Raw genomic sequence first — 20,272 nt, 5'->3', positions numbered from 1 at the left:
AAAGATGAATGTTATTGATAAAGTTATTGAAGTAATTAATCCTAGAGCAGGATTAGAAAGAATAAAAGCAAGGGAACATTTAAAAAGTGTAAAAAATATTCTTGAAATAAAACAAGGTTATTCAAATAAAGAAGATGTGGCTTTATCCAACTGGAATACAGTAGCAGACAGCCCAGATAATGATATACTGGAAGATTTAGATGAACTGAGAGGTAAATCTAGACATTTGTATATGAATAATGAACTAGCTGGAGCAGCATTAAAAAAGATAAAAACAAAGGTTGTAGGAGCAGGACTTCTTCCAAAGCCAACAATCAATTATTCATATCTAGGGATAACTAGAGAAGAAGCTAAAAAGATAGAAAAAACAATTAAAACAAAATTTAATGCTTGGGCTACTTCTGTAAATTCTGATGCTGGGAGGATGCATGACTTCTTTACAATTCAATCCTTAATACAGTTAAGCTGGATAATGAATGGAGACGCTTTTGTTGTTCCAAGAAGGAAAAAAAGAAAAGGAGTAAATATAGAACTCTGTTTACAACTCATAGAAGCAGATAGAGTGATGAATCCCAATAGTGGAGGAAATCAAAATATAAAAGGTGGAGTTGAATTTGATGAAGAGGGAGAATTAAAAAAATATTATATTGCTAACAAGCATCCTGGAGATAGCTATTCAGATGTAAAAGGTTATCCAGTATTTAACTCTTTAGGAAGAAGAAATATTTTACATATATTTGAGCCTGAAAGAATAGGACAGAGAAGGGGAGTTCCTATATTAGCTTCACTTTTATACCCAATAAAGCAACTGGGAAGATATAAAAATGCTGAAATACAAGCAGCAGTAATAAATGCAATGATAGGTTTAATAATTGAATCTAAAGATTCAGATGAAGATAATTTTGCTGGTAACTTTGGAACTAAAAGAGATAAAAATGGAAATCCAGATCCTAGAGGGAAAAATATTGACTTAGACCATGGAACAATGGTAGTAGGACAGCCAGGAGAAACAGTAAAAGAATTTAATACTACAAGACCAAATAAGAACTTCAAAGACTTTGTAGAAGCTATATACGAAGAAATAGGGGCTCAACTGGAAATACCAAGAGAAGTATTAATGAGTTCTTTTAAGGCTTCTTATTCAGCTTCAAAAGCTTCCTTAGAAGAAGCACATCAAAGATTTATTGTATGTAGAAAACTTTTAGAAAGAACTTTATGTCAACCTATATATGAAGAATTTGTTTTAGAGCTTATAAAAAATGGAGAGATAGAATGTCCTAGATTTTTTGAAGATGAAACAGCAAGATATGCCTTTACAAGATGTATCTGGGTAGGAAGCAGCAAAACATCATTGGATCCATTGAAAGAAGCTAATGCAAATATGAAAGAACTGGCAAACTATACAACAACAAGAGGAATAATAGCGGCACAATATGGCTGGGATATAGATGACATCATAGAAGAAAGGATGGAAGAGGAAAGATTGATAGCAGAGGTTGAAGCAATGAAGAAAAATAAGAAAGGAGATAAAAATGGCTAGATGGTTTGAAGTAAAAAATATAAGTGAAACAGAAGGAGAAATCAGAGTATATGGAGAAATATGCAAATGGGCTTGGGAAGAATTTGGAGAAACAAGTGGTGTAACATTTACAAAGGAACTTTCAAGTCTTAAAAATGTAAAAAAAATAAATTTGAAAGTTAATTCTATTGGAGGAGATGTTTATGAAGCTCTAGCTATTTATAATGAATTAAAAAGATTTTCAAGTGAAAATGAAATAGAGATAGTTGCATATATAGATGGACTAGCAGCTTCAGCAGCTTCTTTTTTAATATTAGCAGCTAAAAAAGTAGTAATGGGAATGGGAACATTCCTGATGATACATAATCCTAGTGTATTTGTAGGAAGAGTAGGGTCAGATGAAATGAGAAAAACAGCTGATTATCTGGATAAAGTAAGAGATAATGTTTTGGATATATATATGACTAAATGTAAACTCACTAGAGAAGAGGTTTCAAATTATCTGAATGAAGAAAAATGGTTTGATGCAAATGAAGCTGTAGAAGCAGGATTTGCAGATGAAATTATCACATACGGTCAGGAAGTTGTTGAAAACAATATTAAACAATTAGCAACAAGTAATTGTATAGAATTTTTCAAAAATAAAGAAATTTTTAAAAGCACACAAAATAAAAAAGACATACAGGAGGTCAAAATGACACTAAAGGAATTAAAAGAAAAACACAAAGGAGTTCTAGATGAATATAAGACAGAAGTTTTAGCAGAAACACAAAATTCTGATTATATGAAACAGGCGACACAAGCAGCAATAGAAGCAGAAAGAAAAAGAATAAAAGCACTGGAAAATATACCAGTATTCAATGACAGGCAAAAAGAAACAATTATGAAAGCAAAATATGAAGAGCCTAGAGATGCAAATGAAATAATAGTTGAATTCTATAATTCACAAGCAACACAGGCAAAAACAGAAATTGATAAAGTGGAAGAAGAAAAAGCAACAGAAGGGCTAAACAATTTAAGTTCTGATGGAGTAACACTTGAAGCAAAAGATGAAGAAGCAGTTTTAAAAGCAGCATTAGAAGCATATATAAAATAAAACATATAGGAGGTAAGAAGTGAATAATACAATTATTAATTATGAAGAAAAAGGAATACTAGCAGGAGCTTTTCCAGTTGTTGCAGAAACATTAAAATTAAAAACATCTTTGGAAGCTGGAGATATTATCGGAGTTGATACTAGTGGAAATTATGGAAAACTAGATACAGCTACATATACAGAACCTTATGCAATTGCATATAATAGTGCGACATATGATACAAGTGATATAGATTGTGTGGCTATGCTTACAGGAGAGATTTTAAAGGATTTTGTAAAGCTACCATCTGGAACTGAAGCAGTAACAGTACAAAAATTAAGAAAATTAGGAATTTTTATAAAATAAGGGAGGATTAAAATGCCAGGAATAAATGATATTTATACAACAAAAACAGTAAGAAAAATTAGAGACAAAGCAGAGTTGAAAAGAAACTTTTTAATAAGTTTATTTTTTCCTAGAAGAGCAACAGTAACAACAGAGGAAATAATTCTAGAATGTACAAAGAGTGGAGAGCAGACAGCACCATTTATAACACCTTTAGAATCAGGAAGGGCAATTAAAAATAAAAAAGTAAGAACAAATGTAATAACAGCTCCAAATATAGGAGTTGCTGAAATTCTTACTCCTAAAGATTTTTTTATAAGAGAAGCAGGGATGCAGTTATCAGGAGAATTTGATCCTGTAACAAGAGCCTCTAAAAGAGTAGGAGAAATATTAAGAAAACAAGAAAATTATATAGTAAATAAAGAGGAATTGATGGTAGGGCAATTTTTGACTAGTGGGAAAGTTACTTCTTTAACAGGAGAAGATGGATATGAGGTAGATTATGAATTAGAAAATATTTCTACACTTCCTCTCGTTGATCAATGGGGAAAACCAGGAGTAAATCCATTAACTTCTTTAGATGAAATTATTTCAAATGCTGAAGCAAGTGGAGTTTTAGTAGGTAATATAGTTATGGGAGTAGATGCTGCTAAAAACTTCATGAACAATGAATATACAAAAGAAGTATTAAGTAAAGACTTACAAAGTGAATTTGTAAAAGAAGTTATAAGAGAGTATCCAGGGGTTGTATGGTTAGGAACATATAAAACATATGGAGTAGAAATATTTAGATATAAAAGAAAAGTTTTAGGTCCAGATAAAAAAACACCAGTAGAGATTATTCCTTCAAATATTGTGATAGGGGGACCAAAAGATGGAGAAATATTATATGCTCCAATTGTAAATATGGGAAAAAGTGATATTCATGTAACAGTAAGATATTCAAGTGTTGAGGTTCCAACTCCAAAAGTAAAGAAAATCACAACAGAATCAAGACCTGTATTACAACCTTCAGATCTTGATGGATATTTTTCTGTAATAGTTTGTTAATTTCGGAACTTTCGAAATATGAAAAGGAGATGAGGTAATGAAAGTAAAATTCATAAGAAATTATAAGGGATTTAAAAAAGGAGATATAGAAGAAATTATCGATGAAGAAGAGTTGATTTTTCTTGATAAAACCAAAACAATTGAAAAACTAGGAAAAGAAATAAAACTAAATATCCCAGTAGAAGAAGAAATAATAGAAGAAGATTTGACAGAAAAGATAGATAAAAGTGAAAAAACAGAAGATAAAGTAACAGAAAAAAATAAAAACAAAAAAAAGTAGGTGAAAATATGTCACCATTTAAAGAAATGTTGAGAGAAGATTTAAATACTTTCATAAACATTGATGAAATGGGAGAAAAAGTAATAATAGAAGATAAAGAATATATTGGAATATTAGAACATCCAGATAGAGATTTTAAAGAGGAATATGAAGGAATATCTGAAGGGATATCATTAATAATATATCTTAAAGAAAACCCTGATATTCCTAAAAAGAGAACAGGAAAATCTTTAGAAGTCAATGGAAAAACCTATATAATAAATGATTCTTATGAAGAAGAAGGACTTTATATTATTAAGTTATCTGAAAGGATAGGAATGTAATGGAACTGGAATTAGAGATAAGAAATCTAGATAAGGTAAAAAACCTATTATCAGGAATACATGAAGGAGCAGAGAGAGCAACAACAGCAGCTATAAACAGAAGCTTGATAAGTATAAAAAAAGAAATGAAGAAAAAAGTAACTCAAGAATATGACATCAAGTCTACTGATGTTGAAAAAACTCTAGCAGTAAAAAAAGCTACTTTTTCAATGCTTTCTGGGACTATTATTTCTAAAAGTCCCAGAATAGCTTTATATAAATTCTTAAAAGGAACTTCTGGAAATGATATAAAAGTAAGAATAAAAAAATCAGAAGAAACTAAAATAGTAGGGAGAAATCCTAGAAATTTAAGCAATCCATTTCTAGCAAATATGAAAAATGGACATAGAGGAATATTTCAGAGAAAAAATAAGAGTTCATATCCAATAAAGGAAAATTATTCTTTAAGTATTCCACAAATGCTGGGTTATAAAAGTATTGGAGAATATGTTGTTGAAAAAGGAAATACTTTATTGGAAAAGGCTATTGAAAGGGAAGTAGAAAGAATACTGAGGGGATATGTATGATAGCAGAATTAGGGAATGAATTAAAAAAAATAATAGAAGAACTTACAGTTTCAGATATTTTGCCTGTATATGAAGAAGGTACAAAAAGAGCACCAAAAGTATTTCATGGATTTTTAGCTCCTGAAGATGCTGAAACACTTATACCAGCAATATGTATAAGAACAATATTAAGTAAGAATTCACTAGAAGAAAAAAGTCTTCTTACTAAAATTACAATAGCTATTTTCAATAAAGATTCTATGAAAGGATATGAAACTCTTTACTCAATGTTGGAAAAAATAATGAATTATATTATAGAAAAAGGAGTTATAGCTGAAAAATTTGAAGTTCTGCCAGAAGCAGATTGGGTGATTCCAGAAGAACAACCATATCCTTTCTGGATAGGAGAAATCAAATTTTCTATACTAATGGCTAAGAGATATAGAACAGACTTAACAGATTGGCTTGATGGAGAAGAGGAGGCATAAAATGGGTAAACCACTAAAAAAGACAGATGAAACTGAAAAAGCAGAAGATGAAGTGTTAAAAACTACAGAAGAGAATGGAAAAATAGAAGATAAAGTGGCAGAAGGTACAGAAGAAAAGAAAAAAATAAAAGATAAGGTAGAAAAAAGAATATATATAGGTCCTACAATAGCAGGAATATTTTCAGGAACAATTTTTGAAAATGAATATCCTGTATATCTTGAAAAGGCTTTAAAAGAGCATCCAGAAATAAAAAATCTATTGGTTCCAGTAGATAACGAACTAGCTAAGAAAAAAGCTAATTTAAACATAAAAGGTACTAAAGAAAATATATTTTTTAATATATTAAAAAATAAGAAATAGGAGGGAAGAAACAATGTCTTTTAAACATGGAATAACAGGAATTGAGACACCTACTTCAGTTGTAGCAATAGTGGCTCAGGGGCTAACTCCAACATATGTGGGAACAGCTCCAATTAATATGGGAAATACTAAAAATGTAAATGAACCAATTCTTTGTTATAGTTACCAGGAAGCAGTAGAAAACTTTGGATTTATAAAAGATTTTAAAAATTATACTTTATGTGAAGCAATAGATGCACATTTTAGTAAGTTTGGAATAGGACCAATAGTCTTGATAAATGTTTTAGATCCAGAAGAACACAAAGAGACTGTAGCACCTAAAAGTATAAATTTAAAAGAAAACAAAACTTATGTAATAGAAGAAATAGGAGTTTTGAAAGATACAGTTACAATTACACCAGAAACTGATGTAGTAAAAGAATTTAATGATGAAGGATATCTGGTTTTAGTTCCAACAGCTGAGGGAGAACCAGCAGCAAACATAACAGTAGGATATGACAAATTAAAACCAATAGCAGTAACTAAAAATGAAATAGTAGGAGGGATAGATACAAATTCAGGAAAGAAAAAAGGATTGGAATGTATAAGCACAGTTTTCCCTAAATATAGATTAATCCCTAATCCTATACTAGCACCTAAATATTCGACAGATTCGGTTGTAGCTGCTGTAATGGAAACAAAGGCTAGTTTAGTAAATGGACATTTTCAATCAATCGCTTTAGTTGATATAGATACAGAAACAGTAAAGAAATATTCAGACGTTCCAAAAACTAAAAATGATAATAATTTAATTTCAACATTTTTAGATGTTTATTATCCTAAAGTAGCTTTAGGAGATAATCAATATCATCTATCAACTCAAACAGCTTGTTTAATGCAGTCGCTTGCTAATGAGAGTGAAGATGTACCCTACAGGTCACCTTCTAATCAGAATATAAAAGCAGATAGAGCTTGTTTAGAAGATGGAACTGATGTTTTATTAGGAATTGATGAAGCTAACTATATGAATGGAGAAGGAGTAAATACAGTTATTAACTGGATAGGCGGTTGGAAAGTCTGGGGGAATAGAACATCTTGTTTTCCATCAAATACAGATCCTAAAGATGCATTTATAGTTTCAAGAATGATGTTTAACTATTTAAATAATGCTTTAGTTTTAACATTTTGGCAAAAAGTAGACAATGCTACAAATAAAAATTTAATTAAAACTATTACAGATACTATAAATATTTGGTTAAACGGATTAATGGCTTCAGGATATATTGTAGGTGGAAGGGTAGAGTTTAGAAGCGAGGATAATCCTAAGACATCTCTAATAGCAGGTAAAATAAAATTTAAAATTTATTATACACCAGTTCTTCCAGCAGAAGAAATTTGTTTTGATAAAGAGATTGATTTAAATTATTATAATACTTTATTCCAATAGGAGGGATAGATAAATGGCAGGAATAGGAGTAATACCAGAAAAAACTATTAACTATAGACTATTTATAGATGGTTCAGCCTCACCAACAGCATTAGTTGATGTAGATCTTCCAGAAATAAAAATGATGAGTGAAACGATATCAGGAGCAGGAATAACAGGAGAAATAGAATCTCCTACATTGGGTCATACATCTTCTTTAATTTTAGGATTAAATATAAGAAGTTTAATGGGAGAAGATTTTTTAGCTTTAGCACAAAAAAGCTATACATTGGAATTAAAAGCAGGGATGCAGTCAACAGATCATGTCAATGGAGTTATACAGACTGGAAAATTATCAATAGTAGCTAAAGGAACACCAACAGGACTAACTTTAGGAAAATTATCTGTAGGAAAACCTACAGATTCAAAAGCAGAATTTTCCTTAACTTATTTAAAAATTACATATGATGGAAAGGAAATTTTAGAAATAGACAAATTGGCAATGATCCATAAAGTAAATGGAACAGATTATCTGGCAGATTTAAGAGACGCTTTAGGAATCTAGGGGGGAAAGAAATGTTAAAGTTATCAAAACCAATTAAAATAAGAAAAAATGGAAAAGAAAAAGATACAACAGAAATTGAAATAAAACCAGAAGATTTTACAGCTAAGATACTATTAGAAGCAGAAAGAGAATTTCTTCTTACTGGTGGGGTTTTTCCAAAAGGAGAAATGGAAAATTCAAGAGCATATCAAGGGTATATTGCAGCTAAAATACTGGAATGTAGAATAGATGATTTGGAAGAGCTTCCAGCAACAGATTTTCTTAAAATAACAAATGTGGTTAAGGGTTTTTTCGATGGCTTGGAATTGGAAAACTTGACTCAAATACTCTTAGGAAAATAGGAATAACTATTTCCAGTGAAACCAATACTCCATTAACATATTGGATGGAAATGCCACTTTATGACTGGAGTGATTGGATAGAATCTCTTACAGAATTTCTTGAAGAAAAATATAAGAAATAAGTGGTAAAAAGAAAAGATATTTAATGAAAGCCACTTTCTAATGGCTTTTATTTTGGAGGTAGAAAATGAAAGAAATGATACTTTCTTTTGGAATAGGTGCTAGTATAGGAGGAAGTTTTTCAAAAGCCTTCAAAACAACTAATGATGTTGTGGATGGAGTAAATAAGAAAATTCTAGAAGTGAAAAAATCTCAAGCACAACTGAATGAATTATCTAGTCTTAAAAAGGGGTTAGGGAGTATTTCAAAAGAAATAAATACAACAAATACAGAAATATTAAGTTTAAGTGGAAAAATAAAAACAAATTCAGATAAAGGAAGAGAACTTCAAAAGACATATTCTGTTTTAAATACAGAGATAAGGAAAGTAGAAAGTAATTCAAGTTCTATAAAAGCAAGAATGGCAGAATTAAAAACAGAAATAAAAAGTGGCAGTGGAAACACTAAAGAGCTAAAACAAGAGTATGGAAATCTAAAAAAACAACTGGCAGTGTCTACTGCTACTTTAAAACCTCTTAAAAATAGAATGAAGGAAGTAACAAAAGAAATAGATGGAAACAAAAAAGAAAGTAATCAACTTGAAAGAAAATATCAGTCTTTAGATAGTAAAAGCAAAAATTTATCTAGATCATATCAAAATCAAGATGAAAAAATTAAAAAAGTTACTGAAAATTTAAAAAGACAGAATATATCAGTAGATGATATAGCAAAATCCTATGATAACTTAGAAAAAAAGGCAGATGGATATAATAAAGCCTTAGAAAAGTATGAAAAATCTAAAAAAGTAAAAGAAGCAGCAGGAAGAGTTTCTTCAGTTGGAACAGCTGCACTGGGAACAGGAGCAGCAATGACAGGGCTTGGAGTTGGAATAGCGAGAGATGCAATTAATGCAGAAAGTGCCTTTTCAAATGTAAAAAAACAATTTGATTTTGCAACTAAAGAAGATGAAATAAAATTTAAAAATGAATTACAAAAACTTATCACAGAGAAAAAAATGGCTATATCTTTAAATGAACTTTATGGAGCAGCAGCAACAGCAGGTCAATCTGGATTAAAAGAAGATGAAGCTATTCCATATATAGAAGCAGCTACAAAAATGGGAGTATCTTTTGGAATAGCAAGAGAAGAAGCTGCTAAATATATGTTTATTTGGAGAAATGCTTTTGGAAAAACTCTTCCAGAATTAGAAGAGTTAACAGACCAAATTAACTATTTAGGAAATAATACTGGAGCTACTGAAATTCAGATATCTGAATTTTTAACAAGATTAGGAAATATACCTAAATTAGCAGGAATGGCAGAGAACCAAACAGCAGCATTAGGAGCTTCTTTAATAGAAATGGGAATGGCTCCAGAAGTAGCAGCAACAGGAGCAAAAAAGTTAATAAATGCTCTTACAGCAGGAAAAGCAGTGAAAGGAAAAGAGCAAAAAGCTTTTAATATGTTGGGAATAAATCCACAATCTTTAGCAAAAGAAACTCAAAAAGATCCTGAAAAAGCTATGGAAAAAGTTTTTCAAAGATTGAGTAAGTTAAAAGCAGAAGATCAAGCAGCAGTTATGAAGATGTTGTTTGGAGAAGAAGGAAAAGTAGCAGGAGCCAACATAATGAAATCTTATGATAAATATAAAAAAAATTTGGCTATGGTAAAAGATAAAAATATCTATGGTGGAGCTACTGAAAGACAATATGAAAGTAGAAAAAATACTACAGAAAATGACTTGACAGTATTAAAAGCTCAGTTTGCAATAATAACAGCTGAATTGGGAATGGAACTTCTTCCACTTATAAAAGAGGGGTCAATATATTTGATGGATTTTTTAAAGAAAATTACTCAAATGATGAAAGAAAATCCTGAAGGAGTAAAAAAAATTATTGGAAGTTTGGTTAAATTAACAGCAGGGCTATATGGAGCAGGAGTAGCATTAAAAGGAATAAGTTTAGGAATGAGTGGATATTCTACTTATTTAAAAATAGCAGGTAAATTGACAGAACATGAAGTAGGAACTAAAATAATTTCAGGATTTGGAAAGTTGGGAAAAGTAGGAGGAACAGTTTTAAAAGGCTTAGGAAAGGGAATTGTAACATTTGGAAGAGTATCACTTAAAGCTTTATTAGGTATAGGTAAAATGGGAATGGCAGCTCTTGCCAGTCCTGTAACATGGATAATAGCTGGAATAATAGCCTTGGTGGCAGCAGGATATTTATTATATAAGAACTGGGATAAGATAAAAGAAAAAACAGCTCCATTAAGGGCAGCAATAGCAGACTTAATTGATAAATACTGGTTTTTAATGGGTCCGATAGGATATGTATTAAAGTCAGGAAGATTGATATATCAAAATTGGGATGTCATTAAAGAAAAAGGGCTGGAACTTAAAGATGCAGTTGTAGAAATGGTGGCTAAATGGGTTGAAAACTGGGATGAATTTAAAACTAAAAGCAGTGAAATTTTAGGAAAAAGTTTTGACTGGATAGAAGGAAAATGGACTGCAGTAAAAGATGCAGGAATGGAAGTTATAGATTTTTTTATAGAAGCATATAACAAGATAGATAGAATTTTTTCAGGGATAGGAGACAAGATATCTGGTGGTTGGAATAGTACAAAATCTTTCTTTGGATTTGGAACACCAAATAATGAAATACCAGGATATGCAACTGGAGGAATTGTAACAGCTCCAACATTAGCTATGATAGGAGAAGGGGGAAGTTCAGAAGCAGTAATTCCATTAAAAAAAGATGATAACAGTTTATCATTATGGGAAAAAACAGGAAGATTTTTAGGAGCTTATGAAAATAAAAATGAAACTGTTAATAACAGTACATCTAAATTCGAATTTGTTTATGCTCCTGTTGTCACAGTAAAAGACAGTATAGGAGTAAAAGAAGTTTTAAATAAAGATGCAAGGATGAAGTATCAAGAATTTAATAACTTCATGGAAAAATGGCAGAGAGAGAATAAAAGGAGAGGAAATGGCAGATAAGAAATACACCACAATTCTTGGGGATACATGGGATAGTATAGCATATAAGATTTATGGAGATTCTAAAGCATATAATACTCTTCTAGAATTAAACCAGGAACATATAGGAGTAATTGTATTTGATGCAGGAAAAATCATAAATTATAAAGAAGAAAACACCACTTATGAAGCTGATGTTCCACCATGGAGGAGATAATGTTAAATGAGGATTTGAAAAAAGTAATAGGAGAAGCTAGGAAAATTAAATTAGAAGTTTTTTATGAGGGAAAGGATATAAGTGATTATATTCATAAGGACCTCATTAATTTTTCTCAAAGTGATTCATTAAACGAATTTGATACTATTGAACTTTCTTTAGAAAATAGAGACAGGCTTTGGATGAATGGCTGGAAACCATTAAAAGGAGAAAAGATTGAAGCTAAAGCTCATTTATACAACTGGGAAAATGAAGGAATTATAAGTATTAAAATAGGAACATTCTATATAGATAATATAAGTTATTCGGGACCTCCAGATATTGTAAATATAAAAGCTATATCAGTTGATATTACAAAAGATATTATGGATAGTAAAAAAAATAGAGTATGGGAAAGAGTAACAATAAAAAGGATAGCTCAGGATATTGCTAAAGCTTGCAATCTTGAGTTGATTTTTGAATCTGATTTTAACAGAGTTTATACAAGACTTGAAATGAAGATGGAATCATATTTTAATTTTTTAAAGAGAATAACTAAAGAAGCTGGAATTAATGTAAAGCTTTATAATGATAGGTTGATACTTTTTGAAGAAGAGATGTATGAAAAGAAAAAGCCAGTTATGACTTTATCAAGAGAAGATTTAAAAAGTTATTCCTTTGAAGAAGATGATACAGATACTTACGCAGGATGTAAAATTTCATTTTGGGATCCATACCTGGAAAAGAAAATAGAAATGACTTTTATGGAAAAAAAGAGAAGTGGTTATAAAAAAGGAACACAAAGGATATTATTTATTAATGAAGAAAAATGTCCTCCAGGAGAAACAGATTCACAAAAAAGAGCCTATCTTTCAAAAATTGCAGCTAAAGCCTTGAAAGAAAAAAACAAAAATTCTATAAAAGGCAATATTTCAATGATGGGAAAGGAAAAGTTGTTATCAGTTGGAGATACATTGAATATTAATGAATTTGGACAATTCAATGGAAAATATCTAATAAGTGAAATAACTATAGACTTTTTATCTTATGATCTCAGTATTCAAATAAGAAAAGCTTTGGAGGAATAAAAATGATAAGATTTGGAACTGTATCTATAGTAAATAATAAAAAAGGAACTGTAAAAGTAACATTTCAAGATTTAGGAACACAATCAGAAGAACTTATAGTTTGTCAAGGAAGAACCACTGGTACAAAAGAATATAAAATGCCTGTAGTGGGTGAGAATGGGCTTTGTTTAATAGTAGACAATGGGAATAGTGGATATTATCTAGGAAGTGGATTTTCACTAGCTAATCCAGTACCAGAAGGGGCAGATGAAGGAAAGGATATAAAAGTATATTCTGATGGAACAAAGATTGAATATGATGAAAAGACTTCAAGACTTTATATTGATTGTAAAAAGAAAATAGAAATTATATGTCCTGAAATATTTATCAACGGCAAGGTAAAAATTAAAGGAGATGTAGAGGTTATAGAGGGAGATATCAAGGCAGATGGAATATCTTTGAAGAAACACTTAACTACTGGAGTATCTTCTGGTAAGGATGTATCTGGTCCTCCACAAGGATAAAAGGAGAAAAAATGATAATAGGAAGTTTAGGAAAAGTAATTTTTGCTTGCAGTTCTTTTTATATAAAGACAATAAATAATATGTCAATTGATAAGAGTGTAAATTGGATAGAGCATAAAATGATGAATGGAAAGCCAAAACTACAATTTGATGGAGAAAATCTAGATTCAATAAAATTTGATATACATTTGAATTCTGCTTTTAATGTCAATCCTTTACTGTCAGTTAAGGAGCTGGAAGAATATATGAAAAAGGGAAATACTTTGAAATTTATACTAGGAAGAAAAGTAATAGGTACAGGGTGGTATGTTATAGCAAGTATTTCAGAAACTCATAAAACTTTTAGTTCTCTTGGAGTTGTAACAAAAATAGAACTATCAATAGAATTGAAGGAGTATAACTAATGGTGACTATAACTAATTTTGAAAAAAAAGAGTATACTTTCAAGCCTAGAAAAGAAAAGGAGATAATTCAAAATATAGAAAATATTTTAGGCAGAGTAAAGGGAAATGTAGTTCTAGCAAGATATAAAGGAATAGATTCAGAAAATATAGATAAACCTTTTAACATAATTGAAGCCCAGATAGCCTCAGAAGTAGTAGAAGAAATTTCAAGAGAAGAGCCTAGATTTTCAGTATCTGAAGTTATAGTGCTGCTTGATGAAATAAGTACTGGAAAATATAAAATAAGTGTTGAAGGGGTGATAAATGATGAGTGAAGATATTGGATTTGTTAAAAATAATGTAAATGAAGTTGAAGCTATATTGAAAAAAGGTTATGAAGATATAATGAAAGTCCAAGTAGCAAATGGAGATCCAATAAATGATTTTATAAGCTGGGTAACATATATCATAACCATAATAAAAGAAGATATTAATTTCACTGGGAAAATGAACCTTTTAAGATATTCAAATGGAGTGTATTTAGAAGCTATTGGGGAACTTGTAGGAGTTAAAAGAAATGAAGAAAAAGGAGCAGGGGCTACAATAAAATATACTTTTTCTAAAGTATTTGATGAAATAATAGTTATACCAAAAGGACATAAAGTAGGAGTAAGAGATTTATATTTTGAATTAGATGAAAATATAGAATTAGAAATAGGAAAAAGAGAAATAACAGGTCATGTTACTTGTGTAACTGAAGGAACCATAGGAAATGGATTTGCAGTTGGAGAAATAAATACAGTAATAGATGATATTCCTTTTTTACTAAAAGTTGAAAATTTAACAGTTTCAAATGGTGGAGCAGATAGAGAAGAAGATGAAAGTTTAAGAGAAAGAATCAGATTAAAACCTACTTCTTTTTCAACAGCTGGACCAATAGCAGCATATAAATATTATGTTTTAACAGCTCATCAGGACATTATTGATACTCATATATATACACCAGAAGAGACACCAGGAGTGGTAAAAATATATCCACTAATGAAAGATGGGAAACTTCCTGAAGAAGAGATATTGAATATTGTTAAAAATGCTCTTAGTGATGATGTCAGACCTTTTACAGACAAGGTAGAAGTGGAAACGCCAGTAGCTGAAAACTACAATATAAATTTCAAATGGTGGATTGAAAATGAAGAAGATGTAAGTGTAATTAAGCCTAAAATGGAAACAGCTCTTCAGGAATATATTTCATGGCAAAAACAAAAACTTGGAAGAGATATAAATCCTAATAAGCTTATACAGCTTTTAATTCAGGCAGGAGTAAAGAGAATAGAGATAGTAAGTCCTGTATTTACAAAATTAGAAAAAACACAAGTAGCTCAGGAACAAGATATTACAACTGAATATCAGGGAGTAGAAGATGAATAAGCTAATAAATACAGAATATCAATTTTTCTTTCCAGAAAACTTAAAGAAATACAAAAATTTGAAAGCTTTATCATTACAAGTTGAAAGTATTTTTAAAAGTCAGATTATACCTGAAATTGATAAACTAGCTATATTTAAAAACCTTGATATACAATCAGATCAAGTGCTTTCACAGCTTGCCTGGCAGTTTACAATTGATAACTGGAAAGAAACTCTAGAAAGAGAAGTAAAAATAAAACTTATAAAAGAAGCATACTGGGCGCATAGTAAAAAAGGAACTAAAAAAATAATAGAAGAGAATTTAAAAAATTTAAACTATCCGATTCAATTATCAGAGTGGTATGAATTTGATGGAAAACCTTTTACTTTTAAAATAACAACAACAGAAGCAAATACTTCTATATACTGGTTGAAGAACTTATTAGAAATAATAAATAAATATAAAAACTGTAGAAGTATATTAGAATCTGTTTATTTAGATAGAGAGAGAGAAAAAGTTAAATATAGGATTGGAAATTTCGTAACTTCCGAAATTGAAAGAGAATATTTCAGTAGCTTAAAGGATGGGGATATAGAATTAAATCTATTCCAAGGAATTTATAAAACAATAGAAATGGAGGTAGAAAGATGAAGTATAATGGTTTAACAAGTTCAGGGAGTATATACCAGGCTAAATGTGCAGCTAATAATATTCCTGTAAAATTTGTTAAAGTAAAAGTGGGTAATGGACTACTTGAAGAAACAGAAAATCCATTGAATTTTACAGATATAAAAAGCTTAAAAAAAGAGGTAGGAATATCAGAAATAGCACAAGTAAATGAAGCTGTAAGGCTTACAGTTCCACTAACTAATGATGGAGTGACAGAAGGGTATTATCCTCGTGAGTTTGGGATATATGTGGAAGATGATGGAGTAGAGGTTTTATATTGGTATATAAATGATGGACAGGAAGCTTCGTATTTACCACCTCAAAGCAGCGCACCAGTAAAAATAAAAAACCATTTTAATATAATAGCTACATCTTTAGAAAGTCTTATTGTGAATTGGGATGGGAAAGAATTCTGGGTAGATAAAGAGTATCTAGGAAAGGAATTAGCAAAAAAAGAAAATATTATAGATAAAAAAACTGGATTTAATTTAGAAAAAACTGATAGTTACGAATTGGATGATATAAATAAACTTGTATCAGCAAAAGCTTTATACAATTTTAATCAAAAGACAAAAACTGATTATGAACCTAAAATATTAACCAAGAACACTGGGTTCAATTTAAATAAGACAGATAATTTTAATGAAAGTGACACAAATAAGCTTGTAACAGCAAAAGCTTTAAGTGATGCATATTCTCTTATACTGGGAAATAATTTTGGTGGATATATCCAGACAGCAGGCTCAAAACAAAAAGGAAAAATATATATAAGTACTACAAGTAACTCTCTTTTTATTTGTACAGCAGATACCAGTATTGCTTATGTAGATTATAACTATTTTACAGGAAGCTCATTGGCAGATATATTAAGAACCACATTTTCACAAGCAAAAACAGTTTTAACACCAACACAGGGATTTTCAGTTACATATAGACAGATAAGAGGACAATTGGCTTCAATTATATTTCAAAATTTAATAACAGCAAATTCTTCAGGAGTAGAATATTTTTTACCATTTCCAATAAATGCAATAGCAACAGCCACTGCAACATCTGCAAGTACAAATAACTATGTTAAATTAGTAGCAAGTACAGAAAATACATTTAAACTATTTTGTGATACACCAGTAAGTGATGTACAAGTACAATTAATGGTTTATGCAAAAAATGCTTTAATAGACTGGTAGGAGGAAAAAATGAAGATAATATATATTTATGATAAAAATTTAAAATTTATAACTGGTATTTATGCAGAAAATAAAGAAAAGTTTCTAGAAAATCCAAAAGAACATTATCCTGATTGGGAAAATGAAATGTTTGCTTCTTTAGAAAAATATAATAATCCTATTTTGGATTTAGCAACTAATAAAATAAGAGAAAAAACTAGGGAAGAACTTATTTTATTGGATAATAAATTGGAATTACTCCAAGATGGAGAATATGTAGAAACAGGAGAGATAATAGTTGTAGAAGCTCCAGAGAATTTTATAAAAAAGGTTTGGAATAAAGAAGCATATATATGGGAAGAGGGAGTTACCAGAGAAGAATTAATAGAAGAAAGAAAAAATAAAATATTGAAATATTCTCAATTAAAAAAAGAAAAAGATGAACTTATTGCTTCAGGATTTGCCATTCAAGAAGAGATAGACAGTATAGACATGCAAATGAAACAGTATAAAAAGGATATAGATGAATTGGAAATAAAAATAAAAGGATTATAATAGAAATTATTCAGTTTAAAAAATAATTTTTAAGGAGGATAAGATGCAAATATCAAAGTATTTTACAGAAAGAGAAAGTACAGTATCAGCAACAGGGGAAAGATTAAAAATAAAGAATATTCCTTCAAGAGACGAAAGGGATAATATTCTATATACAGCTTCAAGAATGGATATAATAAGAGAATATTTAGGAATACCTCTTATAGTTTTAAGTTGGTTTAGATGTGAAGAACTTAATACAGCAGTAAAAGGAAGTAAAACATCTGCACATAGATTTGGAATGGCAGTAGATGTTTATAGTAATAAGATGACTAGCAAAGACATATATAATAAGCTTATAGAAGCACAAACAAAAGAAATAATACAATTTGACCAACTAATCTATTATCCTAAACAAAATTTTGTGCATATTGGCTTTAAATTAAATAAGGATCAGGAAAGAAAAATGTACTTTGTAAATAAATAAGGGGGAATTATGAAATTACCAGTAATTGGATTAATTACAAAAGGATTTGAATTATTAAAGAAAATTACTAAGAGTGGAGAAAAAGCTCAAGAAATAGAAGCTTTGAAAGTAGATGTTTTTAAAGAAGCTTTAGTAAATGTACTGTATGTATTTATATTACTAATTGCAGTAAATGTGATTTTTCCAAGAATTCAAATAGGGGATTGGATTTACAATATAACAGACAGACTATTAACATACATGATGGCACAATAGGGAGAGTGGAACAATGATAGGTTCAGCAAAATATTATTTAGCTTTAATTTGGACTGGGTGGCTGAGCATAGTCCTTTATTTAATAGGAGGCTTTGATATCTTAATTAAAGCTTTACTAATAATGATGGTATTAGATTACATAACAGGAGTTGCAAAAGGTTATAAAGGAAAGAATGTTAATTCTAGGAGAGCGTATAAAGGATTGAGTAAAAAAGTTGTTGTCTTAGGAATAATAGTTGCAGCTACTCAGATGGATATAATTCTTCAGGGTGTAGGAATAAGAACATTGGTATTGATGTTTTATGTAGCAACAGAATTTTTATCTATACTGGAAAATGCAGCAATATTAGGAATACCTGTTCCAGCAAAATTAAAGTTGGCATTGGAACAGTGCAGAGATAAACAGGAAATAAAAAGGTAGACAAAAGAGAAAATATTATTGTATAATATGTCACCTAAACATTCCTTGGATTTTTATAATACAAAAAAGAGCTTCCTTTCCAGAGGCTCTTTTTCTATATAAAAAGGAAATATGAAAAAAGATTTTGATAATACATAATTATTCTATAAATTTTTTATTTTCCTTTTTAAAAAAATAATTAGTGAAAATATTAAATAAAAAAAAGGAACTCTGAGACGTGAGCTCCTTTTTTCTTATAATATAAAAACATTAAGGAAATAATATGTTACATTATATTTATACTTTAAAAATTTTATTTTCCTTTTTTCTTTTTAATCTAATATATTATAATTTTATATTTTCAAATTGTTTTAATTCACAGCTACAGTTCTCTTATATTTCTTCCACTTCTAGACCATGATTGTCAGCATATACACAAAGAGTGAATATAATAGTTTCAACTGCTTCTTCTGCAGCTTCTTTATCAAGATTACTTTCTTTCAAAGCTAATGAATATAATTTTTTATTTTCTACAATTATTTTTTTACCTTTCAATGTGACAGGTATATTCTTATCTTCAAGCATTGCTTGTACTTCTTCGTGTGTTTCTTCATCATCTGGACAAGCTAATAAATTTACACTCATTCCTAGTGAAAATACAATAAATAAAACTAATAAAACTTTTTTCATAAAATCTCCCTCCAAAATATTAAGATATTTTTATTATATCACAATTTTAATTCTTTTTATTTTGTGGAGAAAGGTAATTAAAAACTCACAGAACTAATCTAAGGAAATAAGATACAAAAAAATAAAAAAGAAGCCTCTGAAAAGAAACTCCTTTTTTGACTGTATATATAACAACTCGGGGAAGAGTTACACTAGATTATTCTGTAGAATTTATATTTTCCTTTTTTATTTAAAAAATAATTAAAAATGGCTTTGTAAAATTGATTTTAAAGGACTTTGAAAAGGTAAGCCTATATTTGGTTAAATTAAGTTTTCCTCTTTTCTTGATAAAATAGATATGTTATAATATATCATTAAATTTACTTAGGAGAAAAAATGTATTTGTTAGTTTTTAATAATTATTTTTTAGGTTTATTAATAACATTTATAACTTTTGTAGTATCTTTTTTTATTTGGCAAAGATATCAAGATGTTACTTTTAAAAAAATAATGTTAGTATTTTTAATAATGTTTTTAGCACTTTTATTAATTGGAATTTCTATTATTGGTTATATTCTGTTTACTGTAATTAGGTCAAATTAAGATAAAATAAAGCTTTTTATTATTTTACATTTAAATTCTTATCATTTCACATTAAGAAATGTTTTAGAGCAATATAAAGAATTTAAAGTAAAAAATAAAGAAATTTAAGCAGAGCAGCATGAAGAGATTTATTGTACTATTTTGTATAATTTTCAACCTTTGTTTTGGATATAAAATGGATATAAAAATAAATAAATTAAAAGAGGAAAAACAGTTAAAAATAGAAAAAGAAATAGCTTATATTCAAAAAAATGAATGGTTGATATTGTCAAGAGAAGAAAAAATACAGCTGTTAGTGACTTTAAATAAGCAAAGTAGAAGAAAAGAAGAAAAAAATGTAATAATTATAAAAACCATTGAGACAGAAGAAGAATTAGCAAGAATAGGAGTATTTGGAATAGAGGTGAAAGAAGAAAGTGGTTAAAATAGCCACTTTTTTTATTTCTTAGGAAATTATAATTTGATAAATTTGTTGAAAAAATAAAAAATATTAATTATTTTGGATTCATATTAGATATATTAATCGAATAA

General features: G+C 29.2%; 27 protein-coding genes. 26 read left to right on the top strand and 1 reads right to left on the bottom strand.

The annotated features are described in order from the left end of the window. Positions 1-4 precede the first annotated feature (4 nt). The 25 genes from E6771_RS07635 (at position 5) to E6771_RS07515 (ending at position 18,490) form a co-directional block, all read left to right on the top strand. On the top strand, positions 5-1,540 hold the full coding sequence (locus E6771_RS07635; protein ID WP_316090646.1) for a phage portal protein: 1,536 nt from the start codon (positions 5-7) through the stop codon (positions 1,538-1,540). Next, entirely contained in the window at positions 1,533-2,615 is a 1,083-nt protein-coding gene (locus tag E6771_RS07630) for a head maturation protease, ClpP-related (protein ID WP_316090645.1), read from the top strand. The genes E6771_RS07635 and E6771_RS07630 overlap by 8 nt, the downstream gene beginning before the upstream one ends. 19 nt (positions 2,616-2,634) lie before the next feature. After that, entirely contained in the window at positions 2,635-2,961 is a 327-nt protein-coding gene (locus E6771_RS07625) for a hypothetical protein (protein WP_316090644.1), read from the top strand. Positions 2,962-2,973: 12 nt separating this feature from the next. Continuing rightward, positions 2,974-3,990 carry a major capsid protein gene (locus tag E6771_RS07620; RefSeq protein ID WP_316090643.1) on the top strand — a complete coding sequence of 339 codons (1,017 nt, stop codon included), beginning with the start codon at positions 2,974-2,976 and terminating at the stop codon, positions 3,988-3,990. Positions 3,991-4,027: 37 nt separating this feature from the next. Beyond that, positions 4,028-4,270 carry a hypothetical protein gene (locus E6771_RS07615; protein ID WP_316090642.1) on the top strand — a complete coding sequence of 81 codons (243 nt, stop codon included), beginning with the start codon at positions 4,028-4,030 and terminating at the stop codon, positions 4,268-4,270. Positions 4,271-4,278: 8 nt separating this feature from the next. Then, positions 4,279-4,593 carry a hypothetical protein gene (locus E6771_RS07610; protein ID WP_308007767.1) on the top strand — a complete coding sequence of 105 codons (315 nt, stop codon included), beginning with the start codon at positions 4,279-4,281 and terminating at the stop codon, positions 4,591-4,593. Beyond that, entirely contained in the window at positions 4,593-5,159 is a 567-nt protein-coding gene (locus E6771_RS07605; protein ID WP_316090640.1) for a phage tail protein, read from the top strand. Before E6771_RS07610 ends, E6771_RS07605 begins: the two co-directional genes overlap by 1 nt. Then, the gene (locus tag E6771_RS07600; protein WP_316090639.1) at positions 5,156-5,626 is read left to right on the top strand and encodes a hypothetical protein; all 471 of its coding nucleotides are present in this window, start codon (positions 5,156-5,158) and stop codon (positions 5,624-5,626) included. Before E6771_RS07605 ends, E6771_RS07600 begins: the two co-directional genes overlap by 4 nt. A gap of 1 nt (position 5,627) precedes the next feature. Then, complete coding sequence (locus tag E6771_RS07595) at positions 5,628-5,987, top strand: hypothetical protein (RefSeq protein ID WP_316090638.1); 360 nt, start codon at positions 5,628-5,630, stop codon at positions 5,985-5,987. 13 nt (positions 5,988-6,000) lie between these two features. Beyond that, positions 6,001-7,413 (top strand): phage tail sheath family protein, encoded by a 1,413-nt coding sequence (locus tag E6771_RS07590; protein ID WP_316090637.1) that lies wholly within the window; start codon positions 6,001-6,003, stop codon positions 7,411-7,413. 13 nt (positions 7,414-7,426) lie between these two features. Then, positions 7,427-7,957 (top strand): phage major tail tube protein, encoded by a 531-nt coding sequence (locus tag E6771_RS07585; protein ID WP_316090636.1) that lies wholly within the window; start codon positions 7,427-7,429, stop codon positions 7,955-7,957. A gap of 11 nt (positions 7,958-7,968) precedes the next feature. Continuing rightward, the gene (locus tag E6771_RS07580) at positions 7,969-8,298 is read left to right on the top strand and encodes a hypothetical protein (protein WP_316090635.1); all 330 of its coding nucleotides are present in this window, start codon (positions 7,969-7,971) and stop codon (positions 8,296-8,298) included. A 187-nt stretch (positions 8,299-8,485) separates the two neighbouring features. Continuing rightward, positions 8,486-11,401, top strand: a complete 2,916-nt coding sequence (locus E6771_RS07575; protein ID WP_316090634.1) for a phage tail tape measure protein — start codon at positions 8,486-8,488, stop codon at positions 11,399-11,401. Beyond that, positions 11,391-11,597: a tail protein X gene (locus E6771_RS07570; RefSeq protein ID WP_316090633.1), complete on the top strand. Its 207-nt coding sequence runs from the start codon at positions 11,391-11,393 to the stop codon at positions 11,595-11,597. The genes E6771_RS07575 and E6771_RS07570 overlap by 11 nt, the downstream gene beginning before the upstream one ends. Beyond that, positions 11,597-12,664 carry a late control protein D gene (locus E6771_RS07565; protein WP_316090631.1) on the top strand — a complete coding sequence of 356 codons (1,068 nt, stop codon included), beginning with the start codon at positions 11,597-11,599 and terminating at the stop codon, positions 12,662-12,664. The genes E6771_RS07570 and E6771_RS07565 overlap by 1 nt, the downstream gene beginning before the upstream one ends. 2 nt (positions 12,665-12,666) lie before the next feature. Continuing rightward, positions 12,667-13,167, top strand: coding sequence for a baseplate assembly protein (locus tag E6771_RS07560; RefSeq protein ID WP_316090630.1), 501 nt, complete (start codon positions 12,667-12,669; stop codon positions 13,165-13,167). Between the two features lie 11 nt (positions 13,168-13,178). Beyond that, on the top strand, positions 13,179-13,571 hold the full coding sequence (locus tag E6771_RS07555; protein WP_316090629.1) for a phage tail protein: 393 nt from the start codon (positions 13,179-13,181) through the stop codon (positions 13,569-13,571). Next, positions 13,571-13,885 carry a hypothetical protein gene (locus E6771_RS07550; protein WP_316090628.1) on the top strand — a complete coding sequence of 105 codons (315 nt, stop codon included), beginning with the start codon at positions 13,571-13,573 and terminating at the stop codon, positions 13,883-13,885. Before E6771_RS07555 ends, E6771_RS07550 begins: the two co-directional genes overlap by 1 nt. Next, positions 13,878-14,978, top strand: a complete 1,101-nt coding sequence (locus tag E6771_RS07545) for a baseplate J/gp47 family protein (RefSeq protein ID WP_316090709.1) — start codon at positions 13,878-13,880, stop codon at positions 14,976-14,978. Before E6771_RS07550 ends, E6771_RS07545 begins: the two co-directional genes overlap by 8 nt. Then, the gene (locus E6771_RS07540; protein WP_316090627.1) at positions 14,971-15,609 is read left to right on the top strand and encodes a phage tail protein I; all 639 of its coding nucleotides are present in this window, start codon (positions 14,971-14,973) and stop codon (positions 15,607-15,609) included. The genes E6771_RS07545 and E6771_RS07540 overlap by 8 nt, the downstream gene beginning before the upstream one ends. After that, complete coding sequence (locus tag E6771_RS07535; protein ID WP_316090626.1) at positions 15,606-16,814, top strand: hypothetical protein; 1,209 nt, start codon at positions 15,606-15,608, stop codon at positions 16,812-16,814. The genes E6771_RS07540 and E6771_RS07535 overlap by 4 nt, the downstream gene beginning before the upstream one ends. Before the next feature lie 9 nt (positions 16,815-16,823). Beyond that, positions 16,824-17,348, top strand: coding sequence for a hypothetical protein (locus tag E6771_RS07530; protein WP_316090625.1), 525 nt, complete (start codon positions 16,824-16,826; stop codon positions 17,346-17,348). Positions 17,349-17,391: 43 nt separating this feature from the next. After that, on the top strand, positions 17,392-17,814 hold the full coding sequence (locus E6771_RS07525) for a D-Ala-D-Ala carboxypeptidase family metallohydrolase (RefSeq protein ID WP_316090624.1): 423 nt from the start codon (positions 17,392-17,394) through the stop codon (positions 17,812-17,814). A 9-nt stretch (positions 17,815-17,823) separates the two neighbouring features. Continuing rightward, positions 17,824-18,069, top strand: a complete 246-nt coding sequence (locus tag E6771_RS07520; protein ID WP_316090623.1) for a hypothetical protein — start codon at positions 17,824-17,826, stop codon at positions 18,067-18,069. Positions 18,070-18,082: 13 nt separating this feature from the next. Beyond that, positions 18,083-18,490, top strand: coding sequence for a phage holin family protein (locus tag E6771_RS07515; RefSeq protein ID WP_316090622.1), 408 nt, complete (start codon positions 18,083-18,085; stop codon positions 18,488-18,490). A gap of 372 nt (positions 18,491-18,862) precedes the next feature. On the opposite strand, the gene E6771_RS07510 is transcribed toward E6771_RS07515, so the two are convergent. Then, positions 18,863-19,159 (bottom strand): hypothetical protein, encoded by a 297-nt coding sequence (locus E6771_RS07510; protein WP_316090620.1) that lies wholly within the window; start codon positions 19,157-19,159, stop codon positions 18,863-18,865. 757 nt (positions 19,160-19,916) lie between these two features. On the opposite strand from E6771_RS07510, the gene E6771_RS07505 reads away from it, so the two are divergent. Next, entirely contained in the window at positions 19,917-20,165 is a 249-nt protein-coding gene (locus E6771_RS07505; RefSeq protein WP_316090619.1) for a hypothetical protein, read from the top strand. The last annotated feature ends 107 nt before the right edge of the window (positions 20,166-20,272 follow it).

Origin of the sequence: Fusobacterium sp., from assembly GCF_032477075.1 — a bacterium.
Taxonomy (GTDB): domain Bacteria; phylum Fusobacteriota; class Fusobacteriia; order Fusobacteriales; family Fusobacteriaceae; genus Fusobacterium_A.
Note: the sequence above shows the minus strand (reverse complement) of the source record. Positions and strands in the feature narration are given on the sequence as shown.

What these genes read in the sequence shown, in the direction of transcription:
- E6771_RS07635 (WP_316090646.1), top strand. Translation starts at nt 5, where the DNA reads ATGAATGTTATTGATAAAGTTATTGAAGTAATTAATCCTAGAGCAGGA.
- E6771_RS07630 (WP_316090645.1), top strand. Translation starts at nt 1,533, where the DNA reads ATGGCTAGATGGTTTGAAGTAAAAAATATAAGTGAAACAGAAGGAGAA.
- E6771_RS07620 (WP_316090643.1), top strand. Translation starts at nt 2,974, where the DNA reads ATGCCAGGAATAAATGATATTTATACAACAAAAACAGTAAGAAAAATT.
- E6771_RS07615 (WP_316090642.1), top strand. Translation starts at nt 4,028, where the DNA reads ATGAAAGTAAAATTCATAAGAAATTATAAGGGATTTAAAAAAGGAGAT.
- E6771_RS07610 (WP_308007767.1), top strand. Translation starts at nt 4,279, where the DNA reads ATGTCACCATTTAAAGAAATGTTGAGAGAAGATTTAAATACTTTCATA.
- E6771_RS07605 (WP_316090640.1), top strand. Translation starts at nt 4,593, where the DNA reads ATGGAACTGGAATTAGAGATAAGAAATCTAGATAAGGTAAAAAACCTA.
- E6771_RS07600 (WP_316090639.1), top strand. Translation starts at nt 5,156, where the DNA reads ATGATAGCAGAATTAGGGAATGAATTAAAAAAAATAATAGAAGAACTT.
- E6771_RS07595 (WP_316090638.1), top strand. Translation starts at nt 5,628, where the DNA reads ATGGGTAAACCACTAAAAAAGACAGATGAAACTGAAAAAGCAGAAGAT.
- E6771_RS07590 (WP_316090637.1), top strand. Translation starts at nt 6,001, where the DNA reads ATGTCTTTTAAACATGGAATAACAGGAATTGAGACACCTACTTCAGTT.
- E6771_RS07585 (WP_316090636.1), top strand. Translation starts at nt 7,427, where the DNA reads ATGGCAGGAATAGGAGTAATACCAGAAAAAACTATTAACTATAGACTA.
- E6771_RS07580 (WP_316090635.1), top strand. Translation starts at nt 7,969, where the DNA reads ATGTTAAAGTTATCAAAACCAATTAAAATAAGAAAAAATGGAAAAGAA.
- E6771_RS07575 (WP_316090634.1), top strand. Translation starts at nt 8,486, where the DNA reads ATGAAAGAAATGATACTTTCTTTTGGAATAGGTGCTAGTATAGGAGGA.
- E6771_RS07570 (WP_316090633.1), top strand. Translation starts at nt 11,391, where the DNA reads ATGGCAGATAAGAAATACACCACAATTCTTGGGGATACATGGGATAGT.
- E6771_RS07565 (WP_316090631.1), top strand. Translation starts at nt 11,597, where the DNA reads ATGTTAAATGAGGATTTGAAAAAAGTAATAGGAGAAGCTAGGAAAATT.
- E6771_RS07560 (WP_316090630.1), top strand. Translation starts at nt 12,667, where the DNA reads ATGATAAGATTTGGAACTGTATCTATAGTAAATAATAAAAAAGGAACT.
- E6771_RS07555 (WP_316090629.1), top strand. Translation starts at nt 13,179, where the DNA reads ATGATAATAGGAAGTTTAGGAAAAGTAATTTTTGCTTGCAGTTCTTTT.
- E6771_RS07550 (WP_316090628.1), top strand. Translation starts at nt 13,571, where the DNA reads ATGGTGACTATAACTAATTTTGAAAAAAAAGAGTATACTTTCAAGCCT.
- E6771_RS07545 (WP_316090709.1), top strand. Translation starts at nt 13,878, where the DNA reads ATGAGTGAAGATATTGGATTTGTTAAAAATAATGTAAATGAAGTTGAA.
- E6771_RS07540 (WP_316090627.1), top strand. Translation starts at nt 14,971, where the DNA reads ATGAATAAGCTAATAAATACAGAATATCAATTTTTCTTTCCAGAAAAC.
- E6771_RS07535 (WP_316090626.1), top strand. Translation starts at nt 15,606, where the DNA reads ATGAAGTATAATGGTTTAACAAGTTCAGGGAGTATATACCAGGCTAAA.
- E6771_RS07530 (WP_316090625.1), top strand. Translation starts at nt 16,824, where the DNA reads ATGAAGATAATATATATTTATGATAAAAATTTAAAATTTATAACTGGT.
- E6771_RS07525 (WP_316090624.1), top strand. Translation starts at nt 17,392, where the DNA reads ATGCAAATATCAAAGTATTTTACAGAAAGAGAAAGTACAGTATCAGCA.
- E6771_RS07520 (WP_316090623.1), top strand. Translation starts at nt 17,824, where the DNA reads ATGAAATTACCAGTAATTGGATTAATTACAAAAGGATTTGAATTATTA.
- E6771_RS07515 (WP_316090622.1), top strand. Translation starts at nt 18,083, where the DNA reads ATGATAGGTTCAGCAAAATATTATTTAGCTTTAATTTGGACTGGGTGG.
- E6771_RS07510 (WP_316090620.1), bottom strand. Translation starts at nt 19,159, where the DNA reads ATGAAAAAAGTTTTATTAGTTTTATTTATTGTATTTTCACTAGGAATG.
- E6771_RS07505 (WP_316090619.1), top strand. Translation starts at nt 19,917, where the DNA reads ATGGATATAAAAATAAATAAATTAAAAGAGGAAAAACAGTTAAAAATA.